This window comes from Achromobacter semiaridum, from assembly GCF_053543755.1.
Window position 1 is genome coordinate 8359 of record NZ_JBLVOL010000070.1, and the last position, 19709, is coordinate 28067.

Below are 19709 nucleotides of genomic sequence, written 5' to 3' on the forward strand. Positions count from 1 at the left end.
CCCCCGCCAAAGGTGACGACCATGTCCGCGACGCTGCTGCTTGTGCAGGCCTTGAACGGCTTGCAGCTTGGCATTCTGTTGTTTTTGCTGGCCGCCGGCCTGACGCTGGTGTTCGGCATTATGAACTTCATCAACCTGGCGCACGGATCGCTGTACATGATGGGCGCGTTCATCGCGGCCACCGTGTTCCGCCACACCGGATCGTTTCTGTTGGCCGGCGCCGCCGTCATCGTGGGCATGGCGGCGCTGGGCCTGCTGCTGGACCGCATTGCGCTGGCACGGCTGTATCCGCGCGACCACCTTGACCAGGTGCTGGCCACCTTCGGCTTCATCCTGTTCTTCAATGAGCTGACCCGCATCATCTGGGGCCCGGCGCCCATCAGCATGGGGCTGCCGTCGTGGCTGTCGGGCACCATCGACATCCTGGGGGTGACGTATCCGCTGTACCGCTTCCTGATCATCGTGGTGGGCCTGCTGGTGGCCGGTGGCTGCTATGTGCTGATCCACCGCACGCGGCTGGGCATGCTGATCCGCGCCGGTTCCACCGACCGCATGATGGTGGGTGCGCTGGGCGTGAACATTGCGCGGCTGAACACCTTGCTGTTTGTGCTGGGCGCGGTGCTGGCCGGCTTGGCGGGGCTGATGGCCGGCCCGATCCTGTCGGCGCAGACGGGCATGGGCGAACCCATCCTGATCCTGACGCTGGTGGTGATCGTGATCGGCGGCATCGGTTCGGTGCGCGGCGCGTTTCTGGCGGCGTTGATGGTGGGGCTGATCGACACGCTGGGCCGCGCGCTGCTGCCCACCTTGTTGCGCGCCACGCTGCCGCCCGCGGCGGCCAATGCCGCCGGGCCGGCCATTGCATCCATGCTGATCTACGTGGTGATGGCGCTGGTGCTGGCCATGCGGCCGCAGGGCCTGTTTCCCGTCAAGCATGGATAAGGGGAATCGCATGTACCTGCCCTCCGCGCGCTTTCTCGTCGCCACCGTGTTGCTGGTGCTGCTGGCCTTGGTGCCCGTGTATGCCCACTGGCAGGGCGAACCTTTCCTGTTGGCCCTGTTCGGCCGCGTGCTGGTGTACGGCGTGGCAGCGCTGGCCTTGAACCTGTTGCTGGGCTTTGGTGGCATGGTCAGCTTTGGGCATGCGTTGTATCTGGGCTTGGGCGCGTATTCGGTGGGCGTGATGTCGCACTACGGTATCGAAAGCGGCTGGATGCATCTGGCGGGCGCGTTGGGCGCCTGCGCCGTGGTGGGCTTGATCAGCGGCTACGTGGTGATGCGCACATCAGGCATCGCCTTCATCATGATTACGCTGGCGTTCGCGCAAATGTTCTATTTTCTGGCCACGGGTCTGGACGGCTTTGGCGGCGACGACGGCATGTCCTTGTTTGCCGGCAGTGACTTTGGCGCGTTCCGGCTGGATACGCCGCTGGCGTTGTATTACGCGGCCTTCGGCATGTTGCTGGCGGTGCTGGCGTTGATGCATCGGCTGATTCACGCGCCGTTCGGCATGGCGTTGCGCGGCTGCCAGGCCAACGAACGGCGCATGCGCGCGCTGGGCTTTCCCACGTTGCGCTACCGGCTTGCCGCCTATGTGATATCGGCCATGATCTGCGGCGTGGCGGGCGTGCTGCTGGCCAACCTGACGATGTACGTATCGCCGTCGTATCTGGCCTGGACCACATCCGGCGAACTGATTGTGATGGTGGTGCTGGGCGGCATCGGCACGCTGTTTGGCCCCGTGGTCGGCGCGCTGGCATTCCTGCTGTTGGAAGAAGGGCTGAAGCTGTTGACCGGGCATTGGATGCTGGTCATGGGCCTGTTGATCGTGGGCGTGGTGCTGGTGTCGCGGCGGGGCGTGTATGGCAGTTTGCCCGACACGCCCTGGCGGCGTCGCGCGGCCACGCCGCTGGGCCAACCTTCCGGAGAGCCGCAATGAGCGCATTGCGTGTTGAAAACCTGGTCAAGCGTTATGGCGGATTGACGGTCACGGACAATTTGTCGCTGGACGTGCAGGCCGGCGAACTGCACGCGGTGATCGGCCCGAACGGTGCGGGCAAGACCACGCTGATCGGCCAACTTAGCGGAGAGCTCCGGCCCGACGCCGGCCGCGTGCTGCTGGATAACCGCGACATCACCCGCATGCCGGTGCACACGCGGGTGCGTCACGGCCTGGCACGCTCATATCAGATCACGTCGGTGTTCAAGCCGTTCACCGCCCTGGAGAACGTGGCGATGGCGGTGCAGGCGCGGCGCGGACATAGCTTTCGGTTCTTCAAACCCGTGCTATCCACGCCGGCGCTGACGGAGCCGGCCCGCGATGCGCTGGCGCTGGCTGGCTTATCGGCCCGCGCCAATACGCCGGCAAACGAGCTTGCGCATGGCGAACTGCGGCAACTGGAGTTGGCGATGGTGCTGGCTTGCCGGCCGTCGCTGCTGTTGCTGGACGAGCCCATGGCGGGCATGAGCCAACACGAATCCGAGGCCATGACGCGCCTGCTGTTGCAGCTGCGCGGCCGCTACACGATCTTGCTGGTGGAACACGACATGCAAGCCGTCTTCGCGCTGTCAGACCGCATTACGGTACTGGTCTACGGCAGCGCGCTGGCATGCGGCACGGCGGACCAGATCCGCAACAACCCGCAGGTGCGCGAATGCTATCTGGGCAGCGAACGCGCCAGCGCCCGCCGCAAGCAGGAGGCCGCCGCATGAGCCCCCTGCTATCGCTGCGTGGCGTGACGGCGCACTATGGCGCCAGTCAGGCACTGTTCGGCATCGACCTGGACATCGGCCCGGGCGAATTCGTGACGCTGCTGGGCCGCAACGGCATGGGCAAGTCCACCACGGTGAAAACCGTGATGGGGCTGACGCGCGCCACCACGGGCAGCATTGTTTTTGATGGGCGGGACATCAGCCGGCTGCCGTCTTACAAGGTGGCGCAATGCGGCATCGGGCTGGTGCCCGAAGGGCGGCATATTTTCCCGAACCTGTCCGTGCGCGAAAACCTGGTCGCCACCGCGCACAACCGCCAGGGCCTGGCGCAGCCGTGGTCGCTGGACCGCGTGTACGCGCTGTTTCCGCGCTTGGCCGAACGCGCGCGGCATCTGGGCAGCCATCTATCTGGCGGCGAACAGCAGATGCTGGCAATCGGGCGTGCACTGTTGACCAACCCACGCTTGCTGATTCTGGATGAAGCCACCGAAGGGCTGGCGCCCGTGGTGCGGGAAGAAATCTGGCAGGCGCTGGACAGTCTGAAGCAGACCGGGCTGGCCGTGCTGTGCATCGACAAGAACCTGGAACCGCTGCTGGCCACGGCCGACCATCACGCCATCGTCGAAAAGGGACGCGTGGCCTGGACGGGTTCATCGCAAGCGTTTCTGGATGATGAGCCCCGGCTGTTGCAGTACCTGGGGGTATAGGTCCGGTTGCTCAGACACGTTGCGCGGGCAGCGGCACGCCCAGGCGCAGGCTCCAATCCTGCATCTCCGCCCACAAGGCGGGCGGCACGGGAATGCCGTCTTGCCGGCGCGCGGCTTCGGCCGCCGCTTCGGGGTCGCCCGGCATGCGCGGCGCACCGGGTTGCCCCGATAGTTCCATCGCCATCGCAGCCACCACACCCGCCAGCGCCGCGCCGCCCGCGAAGCGAGCCGGGTCGATCACGATAAAGAACGCGCCCAGCTCGCGCGGGCGCTGCAATTGTTCATACATGGGCGAGATATGCGGGCCGTAGGGGTTGCCGTTCAACGGTCCGCACAGCAGCTCGATCATCATGGCCAGCCCGTAGCCTTTGTAGCCGTATTCTTCACCGCCCAACGGGCGCAGCGCGCGCACGGCGTCAGCGTCCGTGCAATCCCGCCCCCGCGCATCAAGCGCCACGCCCGGCGGCAACGCCACGCCATCGCGACGCGCGTTCATGACGCGGTTCCACGGAATGGCGGTGGTAGCCATGTCCAGGCACAAGGGCTGCGCGCCCGCGCGCGGAAACGCCAGCGATATCGGGTTGGTGCCAAAGAACGGCTGATGGCCGCCATGCGGCGCGGCAATCGAATCCGAATGGGTGAACGCAATGCCGATCAAGCCTTGCCGTGCCGCCGCCCGGCTATACAAGCCGACCGCGCCGCAATGCGAGGAATCGCTGACGCCCACGGCGGCGATGCCCGCTTCGCGCGCCAGCTCAATGGCCAGCGCGTTGGCCTGGTGCGCCACGATGATGCCCTGCCCTTGCCCGCCGTGCAGCTGGGCCGTGCCGGGCCCCGTCCGTTCGATGCGAATGGCGGGGCGCGGCGCGATCGAGCCATGCGCGACGCGGTTCAGGTAGTGCGGCAACCGCGCGATGCCGTGCGAATCAATGCCCCATAAACTGGTCTGCGCAAGGCTGGCCGCCAGGCAGCGCGCGTCTTCATCGCTGAAGCCTTGTGCGCGCAGGCAGGCCCCGGCCCAGCGTTCCCATTCATCGGCATCCACTCGGCTTTGCCCGGACATGCGGCGCTCTCCTCAAGTAGCGGCTTGCACGGCGTACAGCACGCCATGCCGGCGCAGGTTTTCCAGATGCGTGGCCAGCGCGGCAACGAAGTCGGGCATGCGGCCCAAGCTGCCGAACACCGGCTTGTATCCCGCCAACACCATCGCGCGGCGATGCGCCGATTGCGCCGGCGCGGACGCGCGGGCCGCCACCTCGGCGCGTGACAGCAGCTTGGCCAGGCGCGAGGCCAACGGGTCGTCGATGGCGTAGCGCCCGCCTTGCTCGTCCTCGCCACGCAGATAATGCAGCCACGCGGCCACTGCCAGGGATAGACGCTGGATGTCGTCGCCCGTGCGCAGGCGGTCGCGGATGGTCTCCAGCAGCCGTTGCGGGATTTTCTGCGAGCCGTCCATCGCCACTTGCGGTATCGGATGCGGCAGCGCGGGGTTGGCGACCCGTTCCAGGAAGCGGCGGCGGTATTCCTCCAGCCCGCTGTCGGGGATGCCCTTTAACGTAGGCGCGATTTCCAGCCGCATCATGGCGTCAACGAACGCATGCAGCGCGGGCGTATGCACCGACTGGCTGATCGTCCGGTGCCCCAGCAGCGCGCCCAGATAGGCGAAGGTGGAGTGCGGGCCGTTCACCATGCGCAGCTTCAAGCGTTCGTAGGGCGCGGCGTTGCGCACGAAGGTGGCGCCGCCCTGCGTTTCCCAAGCCGGGCGGCCGGCGGCGAACTTGTCTTCGATCACCCAGTTCAGATAGGGCTCGCCCACCACGGGCCAGGCGTCTTGCACGCCCAGCTTGTCGGCGATGCGCCGGCGGTCATCGTCGTCCGTGCCCGGCACGATGCGGTCCACCATGGAGTTGGGAAAGGTGCAGTGTTTGTCGATCCATCCCGTCAGGGCGACGTCCACGCGCAGCGCAAAGGCCAGCACCAGGTTGCGCAGCAGGTCGCCGTTGCCGCGCAGGTTGTCGCACGACATCAGCGTGACGGGCGGCAATCCGCGCTCGCGGCGCAGCGCCAGGCCGTGGACCAGAATGCCGATGGTGCTGCGCGGACGATGCGGGTTTTCAAGGTCGTGCAGGATGTCCGGATCATCCCAGCGCAGGTGGCCCGTGGCCGGCTCGTGGCTATAGCCCTTTTCGGTCACGGTCAGGCTGACGATGCGGGTCTGCGGATACGCGATCCGCTCCAGCACGGCGTTGGGGTCTTCTTCCGCCACCATCACACGCAGCACCGAACCCACCACGCGCAGTTGCTCGCGCGCCTGGCCATCGGGTCCGCCGTCGCGCAGCGCCAGCGTGTACAGGCCGTCTTGCGGCGTCAGCGCATCGCGCGTGTTGGGCCGGCGCAGCGACACGCCCAGGATGCCCCAGCTGAGATCGCCGCTGGCTTCCATGGCCAGGTCCGTCATCACCGCCTGGTGCGCGCGATGAAAGGCGCCCAAGCCCAGATGCACGATGCCGGGCGTTAGCCGGCTGCGGTCATAGATGGGTTTTTCCACGTCCGCGGGCAGACGCGGCAACGACTCCGTATTCAAACGTTCAAGCATGGTTGACCACTGGCGGAAGGCGCCATGCACCTGTCGGATGACCGGCCAGTCGGCGCGCGGGTGAGGATATCCGCAGACGCAGATTTGTTCGATGCCGGGACAGTGACAAAATGCAACAATGTCGTCGTCGTGTTCATCGCGCTCATGATTTGCGCGCCGTTCGCCTACATCACCGCGCCCAATTGCCACGGCACGAATTCGTTCTGACCATAGCCGTGTTCTTCGCTGCGGGTGCGCCGTCCCGACGCGGTTTGCAGCATCAGCTGGAAGATGCGTTCGCCCATCTGCGCCACGCTTTGCGCACCGTCCACCACTTCGCCGCAATTGATGTCGATGTCGTCGGACTGGCGTTGCCACAACGCGGTATTGGTCGACAGCTTCAACGATGGCGCGGGCGCGCAGCCATACGCTGAGCCGCGCCCGGTGGTGAAGCAGATCAAATTGGCGCCGCCCGCGACCTGGCCGGTGGCGGATACCGGGTCATAGCCCGGCGTGTCCATGAACACCAACCCGCGCGAGCGCACGGGCTCGGCGTATTCGAACACGTCGGTCAGGTTGGTGGTGCCGCTCTTGGCAATGGCACCCAACGACTTTTCCAGAATGGTCGTCAGCCCGCCCGCCTTGTTGCCGGCCGACGGGTTGTTGTCCATCTCGGCGTCATTGCGGGCGCAGTAGTCTTCCCACCAGCGCACGCGCGCCAGCAGTTTGTCGGCCACGGCCGGGGTCTGCGCGCGACGCGTCAGCAAGTGTTCGCCCCCGTAGATCTCGGGCGTTTCCGACAGAATGGCCGTGCCGCCGTGGCGCACCAGCAGGTCCACCGCGGCGCCCAGCGCGGGGTTGGCGCTGATGCCCGAATAGCCATCGGAACCGCCGCATTGCAGGCCCACCGTCAGGTGGCCGGCCGACACCGGCTGGCGCTGCACCTGATTGGCCTGCTCCAGCATGCGTTCCACCAGCTCGATGCCGCGCGCCACCGTCTTGCGCGTGCCGCCGGTGTCCTGAATATTGAAGGTGTGCAGCAGGCCGCTTTCACGCAAGCCCTCTTGTTCCATCAGGCCGCCGATCTGATTGGTTTCGCAGCCCAGCCCCACCACCATCAGCCCACCGAAGTTGGCATGGCGCGCATAGCCGCCCAAGGTGCGGCGCAACACCTTCAAGGGTTCGCCCTCGCTGCCGGTGGCGCAGCCCGCGCCGTGCGTCAACGCCACCACGCCGTCCACGTTCGGACAGGCGGCCAGCGCATCGGGATGGATGTCGCGGCGGAAGTGGTCGGCGATGGCGCGCGCCACCGTGGCCGAACAGTTCACGCTGGTCAGGATGCCGATGTAGTTGCGTGTGGCGACGCGGCCGTCGGCGCGCACAATGCCGTCGAAGGTGGCGGGTTCGGCCACGTAGTCGGTGGGATGCGCGCCCTGCCCCACGGCGTAGTCGCGTTCAAAATCCGAGAATTCCAGGTTCTGCGTGTGCACGTGCTGCCCGGCCGCAATGGGCTGGCGCGCCACGCCGATGATCTGGTTGTAGCGGCGCACCGGCTCGCCCGCCGCGATGGCGCGCACGGCCACCTTGTGGCCGGGCGGCACCAGCCCTTGCACCGTCACCCCTTCGCTTTCCAGCCGCGTGCCGCTGACCAGCTGGCGCCGGGCGATCACCACGTTATCCGCCGGGTGGATGCGTATGACGGCCGTATCGTTGTGGGACATGAAGACTCCGGAAAGTAAGGGGTGCGGGGCGGGCGAGCGATCAGCCGTCGATCAAGGCCGGGTCCCAGGCATGCACGCGCTGGCGCTGTTCGCCCAGGCCCGCGATGCCCAGCTTGATTTCGTCGCCCGCCTTCAGGTACACGGGCGCCGGCTTTTGCCCCATGCCCACGCCCGGCGGCGTACCGGTGCTGATCAGGTCGCCCGGATACAGCGTCATGAAGCGGCTGACATACGCCACCAGCTGGGCCACACCGAACACCATGGTGCGCGTGCTGCCGTTCTGATAGCGCTTGCCGTTCACTTCCAGCCACATCTCCAGGTCTTGCGGGTTGGGAATCTCGTCGGCGGTGGCCAGCCAGGGGCCGATGGGGCCGAAGGTGTCGCAGCCCTTGCCCTTGTCCCAGGTGCCGCCACGTTCGATCTGGTATTCGCGTTCCGACACGTCGTTGACCACGCAGTAGCCGGCCACGTGCTTCATGGCGTCGGCTTCGCTGACGTAGCGCGCCTTTTCGCCGATGACCACGCCCAGCTCGACTTCCCAATCGGTCTTGATGGAATCCTGCGGCAGCACGACGGGGTCGTTGGGGCCGACGACGGCGGACGTGGGCTTCATGAAGATGACGGGCTCGGCCGGCACGGGCAGGCCCGATTCGGCGGCGTGGTCGGCGTAGTTCAGGCCGATGCAGATGAACTTGCCCATGCCGCTCCAGGGCGGCGCGATGCGGCCCGGGTTGTCCACCAGCGGCAGCGTGGACGCGTCCAGCGCGCGCAGTTCGGCCAGGCGCGCGGGCGTCAGCGTTTGCGCGGTGATGTCGGGCAATACGGAAGACAGGTCGCGCACCTTGCCCTGGTTGTCGATCAGGCCTGGCTTTTCAGAGCCTTTGGCGCCATGGCGCATCAGTTTCATATCGGTTCCTTGTTGCGGAAATAGAAGTAGGAAATAGGAAATAGGAAATAGGAAAGAGGAAAGAGGAAAGAGGAAAGAGGGAGAGCCTCAGTTCGTCCAGCCGCCGTCGATCACCTGGGTGGTGCCCGTGGTGAAGGCGGATTCGTCGCTGGCAAGATACACCGCCAACGCGGCGATTTCATCCGCGCGGCCAATGCGGCCCATGGGTTGGCGGGCGGTGAACGCGGCCTGCACGGCGGCAATCGTCTGCCCGCTTGCCGCCGCCTGCGCTTCAATGCGCTGGTGCAACGATGGCGATTCGACGGTGCCCGGGCAGATGGCATTGCAGCGAATGCCTTGCGCCACGAAGTCCGCCGCCACCGCCTTGGTCAGCCCGATGACGGCGGCCTTGGTCGCGCCGTAAGCACAGCGGTTGGGCGCGCCCTTGATGCTGCCGGCCACCGACGCCATGTTCACGATGGAGCCGCCGCCGCGCGCCAGCATGCCCGGCAGGCACGCGCGGATCAGCCGGTACATGGACCGCACATTCAAATCGAAGGAAAAGTCCCACGCGTCTTCGTCGCAGTCCAGGATGGTGCCGGCGTGCACGAAGCCCGCGCCGTTGAACAACACGTTGACCGGCCCCGCGTCTTGCGCCAGCGCCGTGATGGCGCGTCCGTCCGTCACGTCCACCACTTGCGTGCGGCAGCCCGACAGCGCCTGTAGCGCGGCTGCGTTGATGTCCACGGCCAGCACGTTGGCGCCTTCACGCACAAACGCCTCGGCCACGGCGCGGCCGATGCCCTGGCCGGCGGCGGTGACGATGGCGGTCTTGCCTTGCAGTCTTTCCGACATGAGTGCGTCCTTTTTTATTTGCCGGCCATGCCCATCGCGGTGGGCAGCCACAGGGTGATCTGGGGGATGTAGGTGATGGCGATCAGCGCCACGAACAGCGGCACCAGCCACGGCAGAATGGCCATGGTGGTGCGTTCAACGGACAGCCGCGCCACGCGCGCCAGCACGAACAGCACCATGCCCATGGGTGGATGCAGCAAGCCGATCATCAGGTTCAGCGTCATGATCAAACCGAAGTGGATCGGGTCGATGCCCAGCTTGAGCACGATGGGCAGCAGGATGGGCACCAGAATCGTGATGGCGGCGATGGTGTCGATGAAGCATCCCACGATCAGGATCAACACATTGGCCATCAGCAGGAACACCCACTTGTTCTGCGTCACGCTGAGGATGGCGTCGGTCAGCGCCTGCGCGGCCTGCGTCGTCGTCAGCAACCACGCAAAGACCGATGCCGCCGTCACAATGAACAGCACGGACGCCGTGGTTTCGATGGTGTCGAACGACGCCTTGGCCAACGTGCGCAGCGTCATCGAGCGGTAGCGCACCAGGCCCAGGAACAGCGCCCAGATCACCGCCGCCACGGCCGCCTCGGTGGGCGTGAACCAACCCAGCGTCATGCCTCCGATCAGGATCACGGGCGCCATCAAGGCCATGACGGCCGAAAAGTTGAAGCGCCAGTCCAGCACCAGCAATGCCACGAACGAAATCCCCGTGGCCATGTTGGGCGACACGCCGGCCAGCGTCATCAGCCAGATCGACAGCGGAAACGCCAACACGATCAGCACTTCCAGGCCGGCGCCGGCCAGACGCTTCCAGTTGAAGGCGACGTCGCCGCCCCAATTGTTGCGGCGCGCGTAGTACGCCACCGTCAGCATCATCAATAGCGTCAGCACGGCGCCTGGGATCAGGCCCGCCAGGAACAGCGACCCGATCGACACGTTGGCCATCATGCCGTAGATGACGAAGGGCAAGGACGGCGGAATGATGGGCCCCAGCGTGGCCGACGCGGCGGTGACGCCCACGGCGAATTCGGTTTCGTAGCCGTGGTCTTTCATGGCCTTGATTTCGATGGTGCCCAGGCCGGCCGCGTCGGCGATGGCGGTGCCCGACATGCCGGCGAAGACCACCGAGCCAATGATGTTGACCTGCCCCAGCCCACCACGCATCCACCCCACCAGCGCGACGGCGAAGTTGTAGATGCGGCCGGTGATGCCGGCGATGTTCATCAGATTGCCGGCCAGGATGAAGAACGGCACGGCCAGCAGCGGAAACGACTCCACCCCCGCGATCATGCGCTGCGCGACCACCACGTCGGGCACGCTGCCCGAGATCAGCACGAACAACAGCGACGCGCCCGCCATGGACACCGCCACCGGCAGGCCCAGAATCATCAACAGCAGAAAGGTTCCAATCAATGTGCCCATGGCATGCTCCTGGAAAGGCACTGCAACGTCATAGGGGCCAAGCCCCGGCGTGTCGGATCAATCCTGCGACTCGTAGGCCGCGGGATTTTCCAGGATGGAATAGCCTTGTCGCCAGTTCTGCACGGACACCTGCAACGACCGCACGAACATCATGGCAAAGCCCGCCAGGGCCAGCCAGTACACATAGGACTTGTTCCAGAACAGCGTGGTCATGGGCTCGTCGCCCACCAGCACGATGTAGCGATACGTGAGCCACACGGCGTAGCCGAAGAACACCGTGCGCAGGATGTCGATGACGGTGGCCAGCACGCGCCCCACCGGCTTGGGCAGGTAGCGGTACAGGAAGTCCACCTGGATGTGGCGGCAGGCGCGCACGCACATGGCGGCGCCCAGAAACACCACGCCGATCAGGCAGTACACCGCCAGTTCCTCGGTCCACGCGAACGAATCGTTCAGCACGTAGCGGGAAAAGAATTGCAGGAAGACCAGGCCGGACATTACCCAGAAAATGCCCAGGCAGATCCAGTCCTCGGGCTGATAGCCGGCCAGACTCACTTCGTGCTGGTCGGCCTCTTCGAAGCTATGAACGATGTCGTCGACGCTGGTCTGATGCGGGCCGGAAGACGACGTTGCGTGGTTTTGCAGCGGCGTCGGGCCGTGGCTGACGGCCGCCATCGGCGCCGCTTTCGCGTTGGAGTGCATGACGTTCCCCTGATCGGAATGGGTAAGGTGGGGCGGGCCGGCAAGGCCCGCCCACGCGGGCGCTCACCAGGGGGCTACTTCACCGCCTGGATCTTTTCCCAATCCGATTTCTGATAGCCGTATTGCTCGAACGGCACCTTCTCCAGCACGGTCTTGCGGAAGTCGTCGATGTTGACTTCGGCCACGTTCAGGCCGCGCTTCTTGAACACTTCAACCATCTTCTTTTCGCTGTCGGCCACTTCGGCCGAGGCCTTCTCGGCGGCCTGCCGCGAAACCTCGGCGAAGATCTTCTTGTCTTCGTCGGACAGGCTCTTCCACAGCTTGCCCGAGATCACCGTGTTCAAGTGATCGACGATATGACCGGTCAGCACGATGTTCTTCTGCACCTCGTAGAACTTCTTGGCTTCGATGGTGGTCAGCGGGTTCTCTTGGGCCTCCACGGTGCCGTTCTGCAAGGCCAGGTAAACCTCGGCAAACGCGATGGGCGCGGTGTTGGCGCCACAGGCACGCGGCATGGCCAGGTAGGCGGCCACGTCGGGCACGCGGATCTTCATGCCCTTCATTTCAGAGCACTTGGTGAAGGCGCGGTTGGACGTGGTCTGGCGTGTGCCGTAGTAGGTGGTGGCGACGATGTGGTTGCCGCTTTTCTGGTCGTAGCCGCCCGTCAGCTCTTTGTAGATGTCGCTTTTGGTGTAGGCGATCAGGTGCTCGGGGTTGCGGAAGGTGTAGGGGTAGTAGGTGACGCCGATGCGCGGGAAGCTCTTGGCGGCGAAGCTTGAGCCGGAAATGATCATGTCCACCGTGCCCAGGGTGAGGCCCTGGTTGATGTCGTTTTCCTTGCCCAGCTGAGAGGCGGGATAGACGTCGATGTGATAGCGGCCGTTGGTGCGTTTCTCGATTTCCTGAGCCGCCCACACCGACGAGGTATGGAAGGGTTCGGACGTCTCGTACACATGCGCCCACTTCAACTTGGTTTGCGCCAGCGCGCTGCCACTGACGGCCAGCGCGACGGCGGCAAACAGCACTTTGATAGCGTTGCCTTTGTTCATGTTGTCTCCTCTCTTTGAGGTAGCGGGCGCGGCGCAGGGTGTTGTGGGCCGACCCGCCTTATGTTTCACATCGGAATATCACATACGTGGTGCACCTTGGTACTGCGACTGCGACTTTAGGACCCCCGGTGGCGTCAGGACGCCGCCGGTTCTTTGCTATCGATGCGCATCGTCTCGGCCGCGCCCGGCCAGCTGGCGGTCAGGCGGTCGAACGAGCAGGAAAGATGGTGATGCATGGCGGCGCGCGCGGCCGGCTCATCGCCCGCCGCGATGGCGGTGATGACGCGGCGGTGTTCGGTGATGGCGACGGCCCAGCTGTCCGGGTTTTCAAAGTAGTCGCCCAGCTTCACGGACAAGGGGTTGTGGCGTTCGTCGAACAGTTCGCCCACCACGCGCACCAGCACGGCGTTGTTGGCCATTTCGGCCACGCGCAGGTGAAACAGGCGGTCGCCGCGTATGGGCACGTAGCCGGCACGGGCTTCGTCTTCCATGGTGCCCACGGCTTCCAGCAGGCCGTCGACCAGCGCGGGCGTGGGGCTGCGGGCGGCCTGGGCGGCAAGTTCGCCTTCGATGGTCCAGCGGGCGCGGATGGTCTCCAGGGGGCTTTCGGCGGTCAGGCTGGCGCGCGGCGCCCCGGACAGGCTTTGCACGTAGACGCCCGATCCCATGCGCACTTCCACCCAGCCTTCGACTTCCAGCGCAATCAACGCCTCGCGCACGGACGGGCGCGACACGCCCAGCTTCAGCGCCAGGTCGCGTTCCGGCGGCAGCCGCGCGCCGACCGGAAATTCGCCCGCTTCGATCAGCAAACGCAGCTGGTCGGCGATCTGGCGGTACAAGCGGCGCGGCTCGATGGTCTGGATCGGCATGGTGGGTGGGGTGAAATCGGACGGGTAAAGTGGCCTTACCAATTGACCAGAATCCTGCGCCTGCCGGCCATGCGTCACAATTAGGGTTTGCCCATAGGTTTGCGCCGCGTCACGCGGGCAACCCATATCTGTTAAAAAGCCGCCACACCCGGCCTTCCTACGCGCACATGACCCACGACCCGCAACACTCGCCCTTCAAAAGCTCCGGCGGCTTGCGCCGCATCCTGAATGCGCTGCGCTACTCGTGGCAGGGCTTGCAGGCGGCCGTCAAATACGAAGCGGCGTTCCGTCAGGAGCTGGCCCTGGCCGTGCTGATGATTCCGGCCGCGTTCTTCCTGGGCCGCACCACGGTCGAAGTGTTCTTCCTGGTGGGCACGGTGGTGATGGTGCTGGCGGCGGAACTGCTTAATTCCGCCATCGAGGCGCTGGCCGATGCCTTGTCGGTGGAACGCCACCCGCTGCTGGGCCGCGCCAAGGACCTGGGCAGCGCGGCGGTCATGTTGCTGCTGATCTTTGCTGGCGCCGTCTGGATCGGCGTGGCGATCAGCCGTTTCGTCATGCATTGAAACGGTCAGCATCCCGTGGGGGATGCGGCCGTCTTTATACTGGGAGCCATGATGCCTAATTCGACGTCAACACGCTCTGAACGCATCGTCATCGTCGGCGGCGGTGCGGGTGGCCTTGAACTGGCCGCCAAACTTGGCCGGATCCACGGCCGCCAGCACATTACGCTGGTTGACAGCCGGCCCTTCCACATCTGGAAGCCGTCGCTGCACGAGGCGGCCGCCGGCACCCTGGATATACACCAGGAAGGCCTGTCCTACCTGATGCTGGCCCACATGAACGGCTTTTCGTTCGCGCAGGGCCGCCTGATCAGCGTGGACCGCGAGCGCCGCCAGATCGTGGTGGACGCCGTCAACGATACGCAGGGCCTGGAAGTTTTGCCGCGCCGCGAACTTGCCTACGACACGCTGGTGCTGGCCCTGGGCAGCACGTCCAACTTCTTCAACACGCCCGGCGCGGCCGAACACGCCGTCACGCTGGACACCACCGAAAACGCCGAACAGTTCCGCCTGACCATGCTCAAGGCCATGGCGCTGGTGGACCAGGCCAAGGTGCACAACCCGTCCGCCCGGCTGGACCTGGTGATTGTCGGCGGCGGCGCCACCGGCGTGGAATTGGCCGTGGAGCTGACGGAAGCCAGCCACGTGGTCAGCGCCTACGGCCTGCCTAACTTCCGTGCCGAACGCGATCTGGCCATTACTTTGGTGGAAGGCGCGCCGCGCATTCTGTCGGCGTTGCCGGAAAAGATCTCAGAGGCCGCCACCCACCGGCTGACCGAACTGGGCATCGGCGTTGAAACCGCCTGCCGCGTGTCCGAAGTGACCGGCCACAGCGTCAAGACGGCCGATGGCCGGGAATTTCCGGCGCAGCTGTGCATGTGGGCCGCCGGCATCAAGGGGCCGACCTTGCTGGCCGACCTGGGCTTGCCGCTGAACAAGCTGGGCCAGGTGGAAGTGAACGAACGGCTGGAAACGCCGGACCCGAACATCCTGGCCCTGGGCGATTGCTGCTCGGCGCCCTGGCGCGACGGCCGCAGCGTGCCGGCCCGAGCGCAAGCCGCGCATCAGGAAGCCGATTACCTGGCCAGGAAGCTGACCGCGCGCCTGCGCCACAAAGCCGAGCCCACCGAGCCCTACGTCTACCAGGATCACGGCTCGCTGGTGTCGCTAGGCCAGGACGCGGGGGTGGGCAGCCTGATGGGCAAGCTTGCCGGACGGGGACTGTTCGTAAGCGGTACACTGGCGCGCTTGATGTACATGAGCCTGCACCTGATGCACCACAAAGCGGTGTTGGGCATTTCGCGCACGGCCTCCCTTGCCCTGGCTCGCCTGCTGATGCGGCGCACGCGCCCCCGGGTCAAACTGCACTGAACTCCCCATGAATTTCCTGCAAAAACTCGAACACGCCTGGACCACCAGCAACTCGCTTCTGCAAGTGGGCCTGGACCCCGACCCCCAACGCTTTCCGCGCGAATTGCAGGACAAGCCGGACGCCATCTTCCAATTCTGCCGCGACATCGTCGACGCCACCGCGCCGTACGCTTGCAGCTTCAAGCCGCAGATTGCGTACTTTGCCGCGCACCGCGCCGAAGACCAACTGGAAGCGCTGTGCCAGCACATCCGCGACACGCACCCCGACCTGCCGATCGTGCTGGACGCCAAGCGTGGCGACATCGGTTCCACCGCCGAGAACTACGCGCGTGAAGCGTACGAGCGCTACCAGGCGCACGCGCTGACGGTCAGCCCGTACATGGGGCTGGATTCCGTCGAGCCCTACCTGGCGTGGCGCGACCGTGGCGTGATCGTGTTGTGCCGCACGTCCAACCCCGGCGGTTCCGACCTGCAATTTTTGAAGATGGATAACGGCGAACCGCTGTACTTGCACGTTGCCGGGCTGGTTGCCGACAAGTGGAACGCCAACGGCCAGTGCGGCCTGGTGGTGGGCGCCACGTTCCCGAACGAACTGGCGGCGGTGCGCCAGCGTATCGGCGACGCCCTGCCCCTGCTGGTGCCGGGCATCGGCGCGCAAGGCGGCGACATTACCGCCACCGTGAACGCTGGCGCCAACGCGGCGCGCAGCGGCATGATGATCAACTCATCGCGCGCCATCATCTACGCCAGCGGCGGCGACGATTGGCGCGAAGCCGCCGGCCAGGCCGCCAAGGGCCTGCGGGACGCGATCAACGCAGTGCGTTGATTTCCTGGTCAGCCCCCACGAATTCCAGCAATCCGCGCAGTGCGAATTCCACGGCGGCGTGACGCACCTGCGTGCGGTCGCCGGGGAACACGTGGGTGGCGGCGCGGCTGGTGATGCCGTCGCCCACCCGCATCGCAAACCCGAACGACACCATGCCCACCGGCTTGCCCGGCGTGGCGCCGCCGGGTCCGGCAATGCCTGTCGTGGACACGGCCACGTGCGCGGCGGGCGCTACCAGCAACACACCGTTGGCCATCTCAAGCGCCACGGGTTCGCTGACCGCGCCAAAGTGATGCAGCGCGTCGGGTGAGACGTCCAGCTCGGTCACTTTGGCATCGTTGCTGTAGGTGACGAAGCCGCGTTCAAACCAGTCGCTGGAACCCGCCACCGACGTCATCGCGCCGGCCAACAGCCCACCGGTGCACGATTCCGCCGTGCCCAGCATCCAGCCATGACGCCGCATCGCGTCGCCCAGCCGTTCGGCCAAACCGGCCAGCGTGGCTTCCGACAGCTGTGCCGCCGACAGATTCGAACGGGTACTTGCTTGCAGTTCGCTCATCCCAAGACTCCTGTGCGCGCGACCAGCACCATGACCAACAGGGCATAACCGGCCGCGACGATATCGTCCCACATGACGCCAAAGCCACCCTTGATATGGGCGTCGAAGAATTTGATGGGCGGCGGCTTGACGATGTCGAACGTGCGAAACAGCGCAAACGCCAACAGCTGCGACATCCAACCGGCCGGCGTCAGCCAAAGCACCAGCCAAAACGCCACCATCTCATCCCAGACCATTCCGACATGATCGGACTGCCCAAGTTCAAGACCGACGCGATGGCAGGCCCAGCAGCCATACAGAAAAGCCAACGCCAGGAACACGCCAATCGCCAGGTCGGATGCCGCGGGTGCGACGGCAACCCAGATGCCCCAAGCAAGTAGCGTGCCCCACGTGCCCGAGGCCGGCCGGATCAGGCCGCTGCCCAGGCCAAAGGCGATCAGGCGGCCGGGGTCACGGCACACCCACCCAAGCGTGGGATACGCGGCCCGCGAGCGTTCGCGTATGGATTGGGACGACTTATCGGATGAAGACATGGTTCGTGGGCCGCTTGGCAAAGGGATCGGAAGAAAGCTGGACGGAAGGCGAAATGGGGCAGCGCGAACGGCAATAAGGACAGCAAAGAGAACGGCACGGAGAACAGCAAAACAAACAACACGGAACCGGCAATGGGCAACGGGCAACTGGCAACGGGCAACAGGCAACGGGCAACTGGCAACGGGCAACGGGCAACAGGCAACAGGCAGCAACGTAAGGCCACGGCCAGGGTGCCCGCTTTTTCAAGCCCCGGGAAAATGATCGAAGCCGGCCGGCAGATCGGCCAGCGGCTGGCCGTTGGCATCCAGCACGCGCAACCCAGGTTGCGCCAGCGTCTGGCCAACGCGCGTGACGCGGGCCTGCGCATGGTCCGCAGCCTGTTGCACGGCATCGCGCCGCGCGGCGGGCGCGGTAAAGCACAGTTGATAGACGTCGCCCCCACCCAATACGGCACGGCGACGCGGCGCATCTTCCAGGGTCGCCACGGCGTCGGCGACCGGCATGCGGGCGTATTCCAGGGTGGCGCCCAGGCGGCTGGCGGCAAGGATGTGTCCCAGGTCCTGCAACAGGCCGTCCGACAAATCGATGGCGGCGCGGGCAATACCTCGCAGCGCCAGGCCCAGCGGCACCTGCGGTTGCGGCCATTCCAGCGCGGGGCGGGTCGCGGCCAGCAAGGCGGCGTTGGCGGGATACTGGCCGTCCAGCAAGCGGTAGGCCACATCGGCGGCGCCCAGTTCGCCCGACACCCAGATATCGTCGCCCGCCTGCGCGCCATCACGCCGCAACGCCTGCCCGGCAGGCACCGCGCCGAACACCGTCACGCTGATCGCCAGATCGTGCGCACTGCGGGTGGTGTCGCCACCGATCAGCGGGCAGCCGTGGGCGTCGGCCAAGGCATGGAAGCCGTCCGCGAAGGCGGCCAGCCAGGGTTCGTCCAGGCGCGGCAGGGCCAGGCCCAGCACGCAGCCGATCGGGCGCGCGCCCATGGCGGCCAGGTCGGACAGATTCACGGCCAGCGCCTTGTGGCCCAAGGCGCGCGGGTCCACGTCGGGAAAGAAATGCCGGCCTTCCAGCAGCAGGTCGGTGCTGGTGGCGACCTGCTCGCCGGGCGGCACGGGAAACAACGCGCAGTCATCGCCCACGCCCAGCAACCCCGTGGGCGCGGTGCGGGTGAAATAGCGCGCGATCAAGTCAAATTCGGACGCCACGGCAACTCCGAGATGCCGGCATTGGGGCCGGTTGGAAACACAAACGCGAAGGGGTCAGGAGCAGACCACGCCTGGCGCACCGGTTAACGATGCGCACAGGGCGGCATGCGCCTGACCCCTTCGTCGGGCCCGGATCAGCGTCGCTGCTGCGCCGCCGCCTGGACCTCGTTGGCACGCACGTCAGCGGCCAGCTTGTCCAGCACGCCGTTGACGAACTTGAAGCCGTCGGTACCGCCGAACGACTTGGCCAGTTCAACGGCTTCGTTGATGGCAACCTTGTACGGCACTTCGACATGGTGAATCAGTTCGAAACTGCCGATCAACAGGATGCCATGCTCAACGGGCGACAACTCGGCCAGCGGGCGGTCGACATAGGGCGTGAAGCGCTCGCGCAGCGCCGGGGCTTCGCGCAGGACACCATGCAGCAAGGTCTTGAACCATTGCGCGTCGGCCTCGGAAAAATCCTCGGTGTCGCGCAGATGGGCGTCGATCTCGCCGGCGTCCTGCGTGCCTTCGCCGCCGCGCAGCAGCCACGCGTAAACGCCTTGCAGCGCGAATTCGCGTGCACGGCGGCGTGCGCTGCGCGCGTTGGCGCGGGCTTGCGCCGCGCTATCAGCGCTGGTCGTCGTCTTCTTCGTCGTCAAAATCTTCGTCCTCGTCGTCTTCGTCTTCGTCTTCTTCCTCGGGTTCCAGCGCCGCCACCAGGTTGGCCATTTCAACGGCCACCTGGGCGCAATCGCGGCCCTTGCCGGCGGCGCGGGCTTGCGCCTGCTCGTCGGTGTCGACGGTCAAGACGCCGTTTGCGACGGGGATGCCGGTTTCCAGGGAGATACGGGTGATTGCAGTGGCCGTTTCATTGCTGACCACTTCAAAGTGATAGGTCTCGCCACGGATGACGGCGCCGAGCGCGATCAAGGCGTCGAATTCAAACGTTTCGGCCATGTGGGACAGGGCCACGCCCAGTTCCAGGGCGCCCGGGACGGTGGTGACCATCACGTCGCGTTCGTCCACGCCCAATTCGGCCAGTTCCTTCAGGCACGCTTCGAGTTCGGCCTGACCGATTTCTTCGTTGAAGCGGGCGCGTACGATGCCGATGTGCAGCCCTTCGCCGTTCAGGTCGGGGGTAAGGATGTAAGGGTTCATGTGTC

General features: G+C 65.7%; 21 protein-coding genes. 7 read left to right on the plus strand and 14 right to left on the minus strand.

Features of this window, described 5'->3' with window-relative positions; all coding sequences use genetic code 11:
- Window positions 1-21: 21 nt before the first annotated feature.
- From ACNPP0_RS19015 to ACNPP0_RS19030, 4 genes are read left to right on the plus strand one after another with little or no spacing between them, the layout of a single operon-like run.
- Window positions 22-942, plus strand: a complete 921-nt coding sequence (locus ACNPP0_RS19015) for a branched-chain amino acid ABC transporter permease (protein WP_332610977.1) — start codon at window positions 22-24, stop codon at window positions 940-942.
- Window positions 943-952: 10 nt separating this feature from the next.
- Complete coding sequence (locus ACNPP0_RS19020) at window positions 953-1939, plus strand: branched-chain amino acid ABC transporter permease (RefSeq protein ID WP_448706712.1); 987 nt, start codon at window positions 953-955, stop codon at window positions 1937-1939.
- On the plus strand, window positions 1936-2712 hold the full coding sequence (locus tag ACNPP0_RS19025) for an ABC transporter ATP-binding protein (RefSeq protein WP_448706713.1): 777 nt from the start codon (window positions 1936-1938) through the stop codon (window positions 2710-2712). The genes ACNPP0_RS19020 and ACNPP0_RS19025 overlap by 4 nt, the downstream gene beginning before the upstream one ends.
- Complete coding sequence (locus ACNPP0_RS19030; protein WP_448706714.1) at window positions 2709-3419, plus strand: ABC transporter ATP-binding protein; 711 nt, start codon at window positions 2709-2711, stop codon at window positions 3417-3419. The genes ACNPP0_RS19025 and ACNPP0_RS19030 overlap by 4 nt, the downstream gene beginning before the upstream one ends.
- Before the next feature lie 10 nt (window positions 3420-3429).
- Here ACNPP0_RS19030 and ACNPP0_RS19035 read toward each other — a convergent pair whose 3' ends face one another.
- The 9 genes from ACNPP0_RS19035 to ACNPP0_RS19075 form a co-directional block, all read right to left on the minus strand.
- On the minus strand, window positions 3430-4482 hold the full coding sequence (locus tag ACNPP0_RS19035; protein WP_448706715.1) for an Ldh family oxidoreductase: 1053 nt from the start codon (window positions 4480-4482) through the stop codon (window positions 3430-3432).
- A 12-nt stretch (window positions 4483-4494) separates the two neighbouring features.
- The gene (locus ACNPP0_RS19040; RefSeq protein WP_448706716.1) at window positions 4495-6015 is read right to left on the minus strand and encodes a mannitol dehydrogenase family protein; all 1521 of its coding nucleotides are present in this window, start codon (window positions 6013-6015) and stop codon (window positions 4495-4497) included.
- Between the two features lie 164 nt (window positions 6016-6179).
- A complete protein-coding gene (locus ACNPP0_RS19045; RefSeq protein ID WP_448706717.1) occupies window positions 6180-7715 on the minus strand; it encodes a D-arabinonate dehydratase in 1536 nt (511 codons plus the stop codon).
- A gap of 40 nt (window positions 7716-7755) precedes the next feature.
- Window positions 7756-8622, minus strand: a complete 867-nt coding sequence (locus tag ACNPP0_RS19050; RefSeq protein ID WP_448706718.1) for a fumarylacetoacetate hydrolase family protein — start codon at window positions 8620-8622, stop codon at window positions 7756-7758.
- Between the two features lie 87 nt (window positions 8623-8709).
- On the minus strand, window positions 8710-9456 hold the full coding sequence (locus tag ACNPP0_RS19055) for an SDR family oxidoreductase (protein ID WP_332610967.1): 747 nt from the start codon (window positions 9454-9456) through the stop codon (window positions 8710-8712).
- Window positions 9457-9470: 14 nt separating this feature from the next.
- Entirely contained in the window at window positions 9471-10880 is a 1410-nt protein-coding gene (locus ACNPP0_RS19060) for a TRAP transporter large permease (protein ID WP_332610965.1), read from the minus strand.
- 57 nt (window positions 10881-10937) lie between these two features.
- Entirely contained in the window at window positions 10938-11582 is a 645-nt protein-coding gene (locus ACNPP0_RS19065; RefSeq protein WP_332610964.1) for a TRAP transporter small permease, read from the minus strand.
- Between the two features lie 74 nt (window positions 11583-11656).
- The gene (locus tag ACNPP0_RS19070) at window positions 11657-12631 is read right to left on the minus strand and encodes a sialic acid TRAP transporter substrate-binding protein SiaP (protein WP_332610963.1); all 975 of its coding nucleotides are present in this window, start codon (window positions 12629-12631) and stop codon (window positions 11657-11659) included.
- A gap of 134 nt (window positions 12632-12765) precedes the next feature.
- Window positions 12766-13500 (minus strand): FadR/GntR family transcriptional regulator, encoded by a 735-nt coding sequence (locus ACNPP0_RS19075; protein ID WP_332610962.1) that lies wholly within the window; start codon window positions 13498-13500, stop codon window positions 12766-12768.
- Window positions 13501-13667: 167 nt separating this feature from the next.
- On the opposite strand from ACNPP0_RS19075, the gene ACNPP0_RS19080 reads away from it, so the two are divergent.
- The 3 genes from ACNPP0_RS19080 to pyrF are packed head-to-tail and all read left to right on the plus strand — an operon-like array spanning window position 13668 to window position 16260.
- Window positions 13668-14066, plus strand: a complete 399-nt coding sequence (locus ACNPP0_RS19080) for a diacylglycerol kinase (RefSeq protein WP_006221640.1) — start codon at window positions 13668-13670, stop codon at window positions 14064-14066.
- A gap of 48 nt (window positions 14067-14114) precedes the next feature.
- The gene (locus tag ACNPP0_RS19085; RefSeq protein WP_332610961.1) at window positions 14115-15434 is read left to right on the plus strand and encodes an NAD(P)/FAD-dependent oxidoreductase; all 1320 of its coding nucleotides are present in this window, start codon (window positions 14115-14117) and stop codon (window positions 15432-15434) included.
- Window positions 15435-15441: 7 nt separating this feature from the next.
- Window positions 15442-16260: an orotidine-5'-phosphate decarboxylase gene (pyrF, locus tag ACNPP0_RS19090; RefSeq protein ID WP_332610960.1), complete on the plus strand. Its 819-nt coding sequence runs from the start codon at window positions 15442-15444 to the stop codon at window positions 16258-16260.
- Here the strand turns inward: pyrF and ACNPP0_RS19095 are convergent.
- The 5 genes from ACNPP0_RS19095 to ribH all read right to left on the minus strand — a co-directional run bounded on the left by ACNPP0_RS19095 (window position 16244) and on the right by ribH (window position 19704).
- On the minus strand, window positions 16244-16819 hold the full coding sequence (locus tag ACNPP0_RS19095) for a CinA family protein (protein WP_332610959.1): 576 nt from the start codon (window positions 16817-16819) through the stop codon (window positions 16244-16246). The two genes, pyrF and ACNPP0_RS19095, sit on opposite strands and share 17 nt — an antisense overlap.
- Window positions 16816-17352 carry a phosphatidylglycerophosphatase A family protein gene (locus ACNPP0_RS19100; RefSeq protein WP_332610958.1) on the minus strand — a complete coding sequence of 179 codons (537 nt, stop codon included), beginning with the start codon at window positions 17350-17352 and terminating at the stop codon, window positions 16816-16818. Before ACNPP0_RS19100 ends, ACNPP0_RS19095 begins: the two co-directional genes overlap by 4 nt.
- A 243-nt stretch (window positions 17353-17595) precedes the next feature.
- Window positions 17596-18561 carry a thiamine-phosphate kinase gene (gene thiL, locus ACNPP0_RS19105; protein WP_448706719.1) on the minus strand — a complete coding sequence of 322 codons (966 nt, stop codon included), beginning with the start codon at window positions 18559-18561 and terminating at the stop codon, window positions 17596-17598.
- A gap of 134 nt (window positions 18562-18695) precedes the next feature.
- Entirely contained in the window at window positions 18696-19205 is a 510-nt protein-coding gene (nusB, locus tag ACNPP0_RS19110) for a transcription antitermination factor NusB (RefSeq protein ID WP_006227614.1), read from the minus strand.
- Window positions 19174-19704 (minus strand): 6,7-dimethyl-8-ribityllumazine synthase, encoded by a 531-nt coding sequence (ribH, locus tag ACNPP0_RS19115; RefSeq protein ID WP_046803770.1) that lies wholly within the window; start codon window positions 19702-19704, stop codon window positions 19174-19176. The genes nusB and ribH overlap by 32 nt, the downstream gene beginning before the upstream one ends.
- Between the last annotated feature and the right edge of the window lie 5 nt (window positions 19705-19709).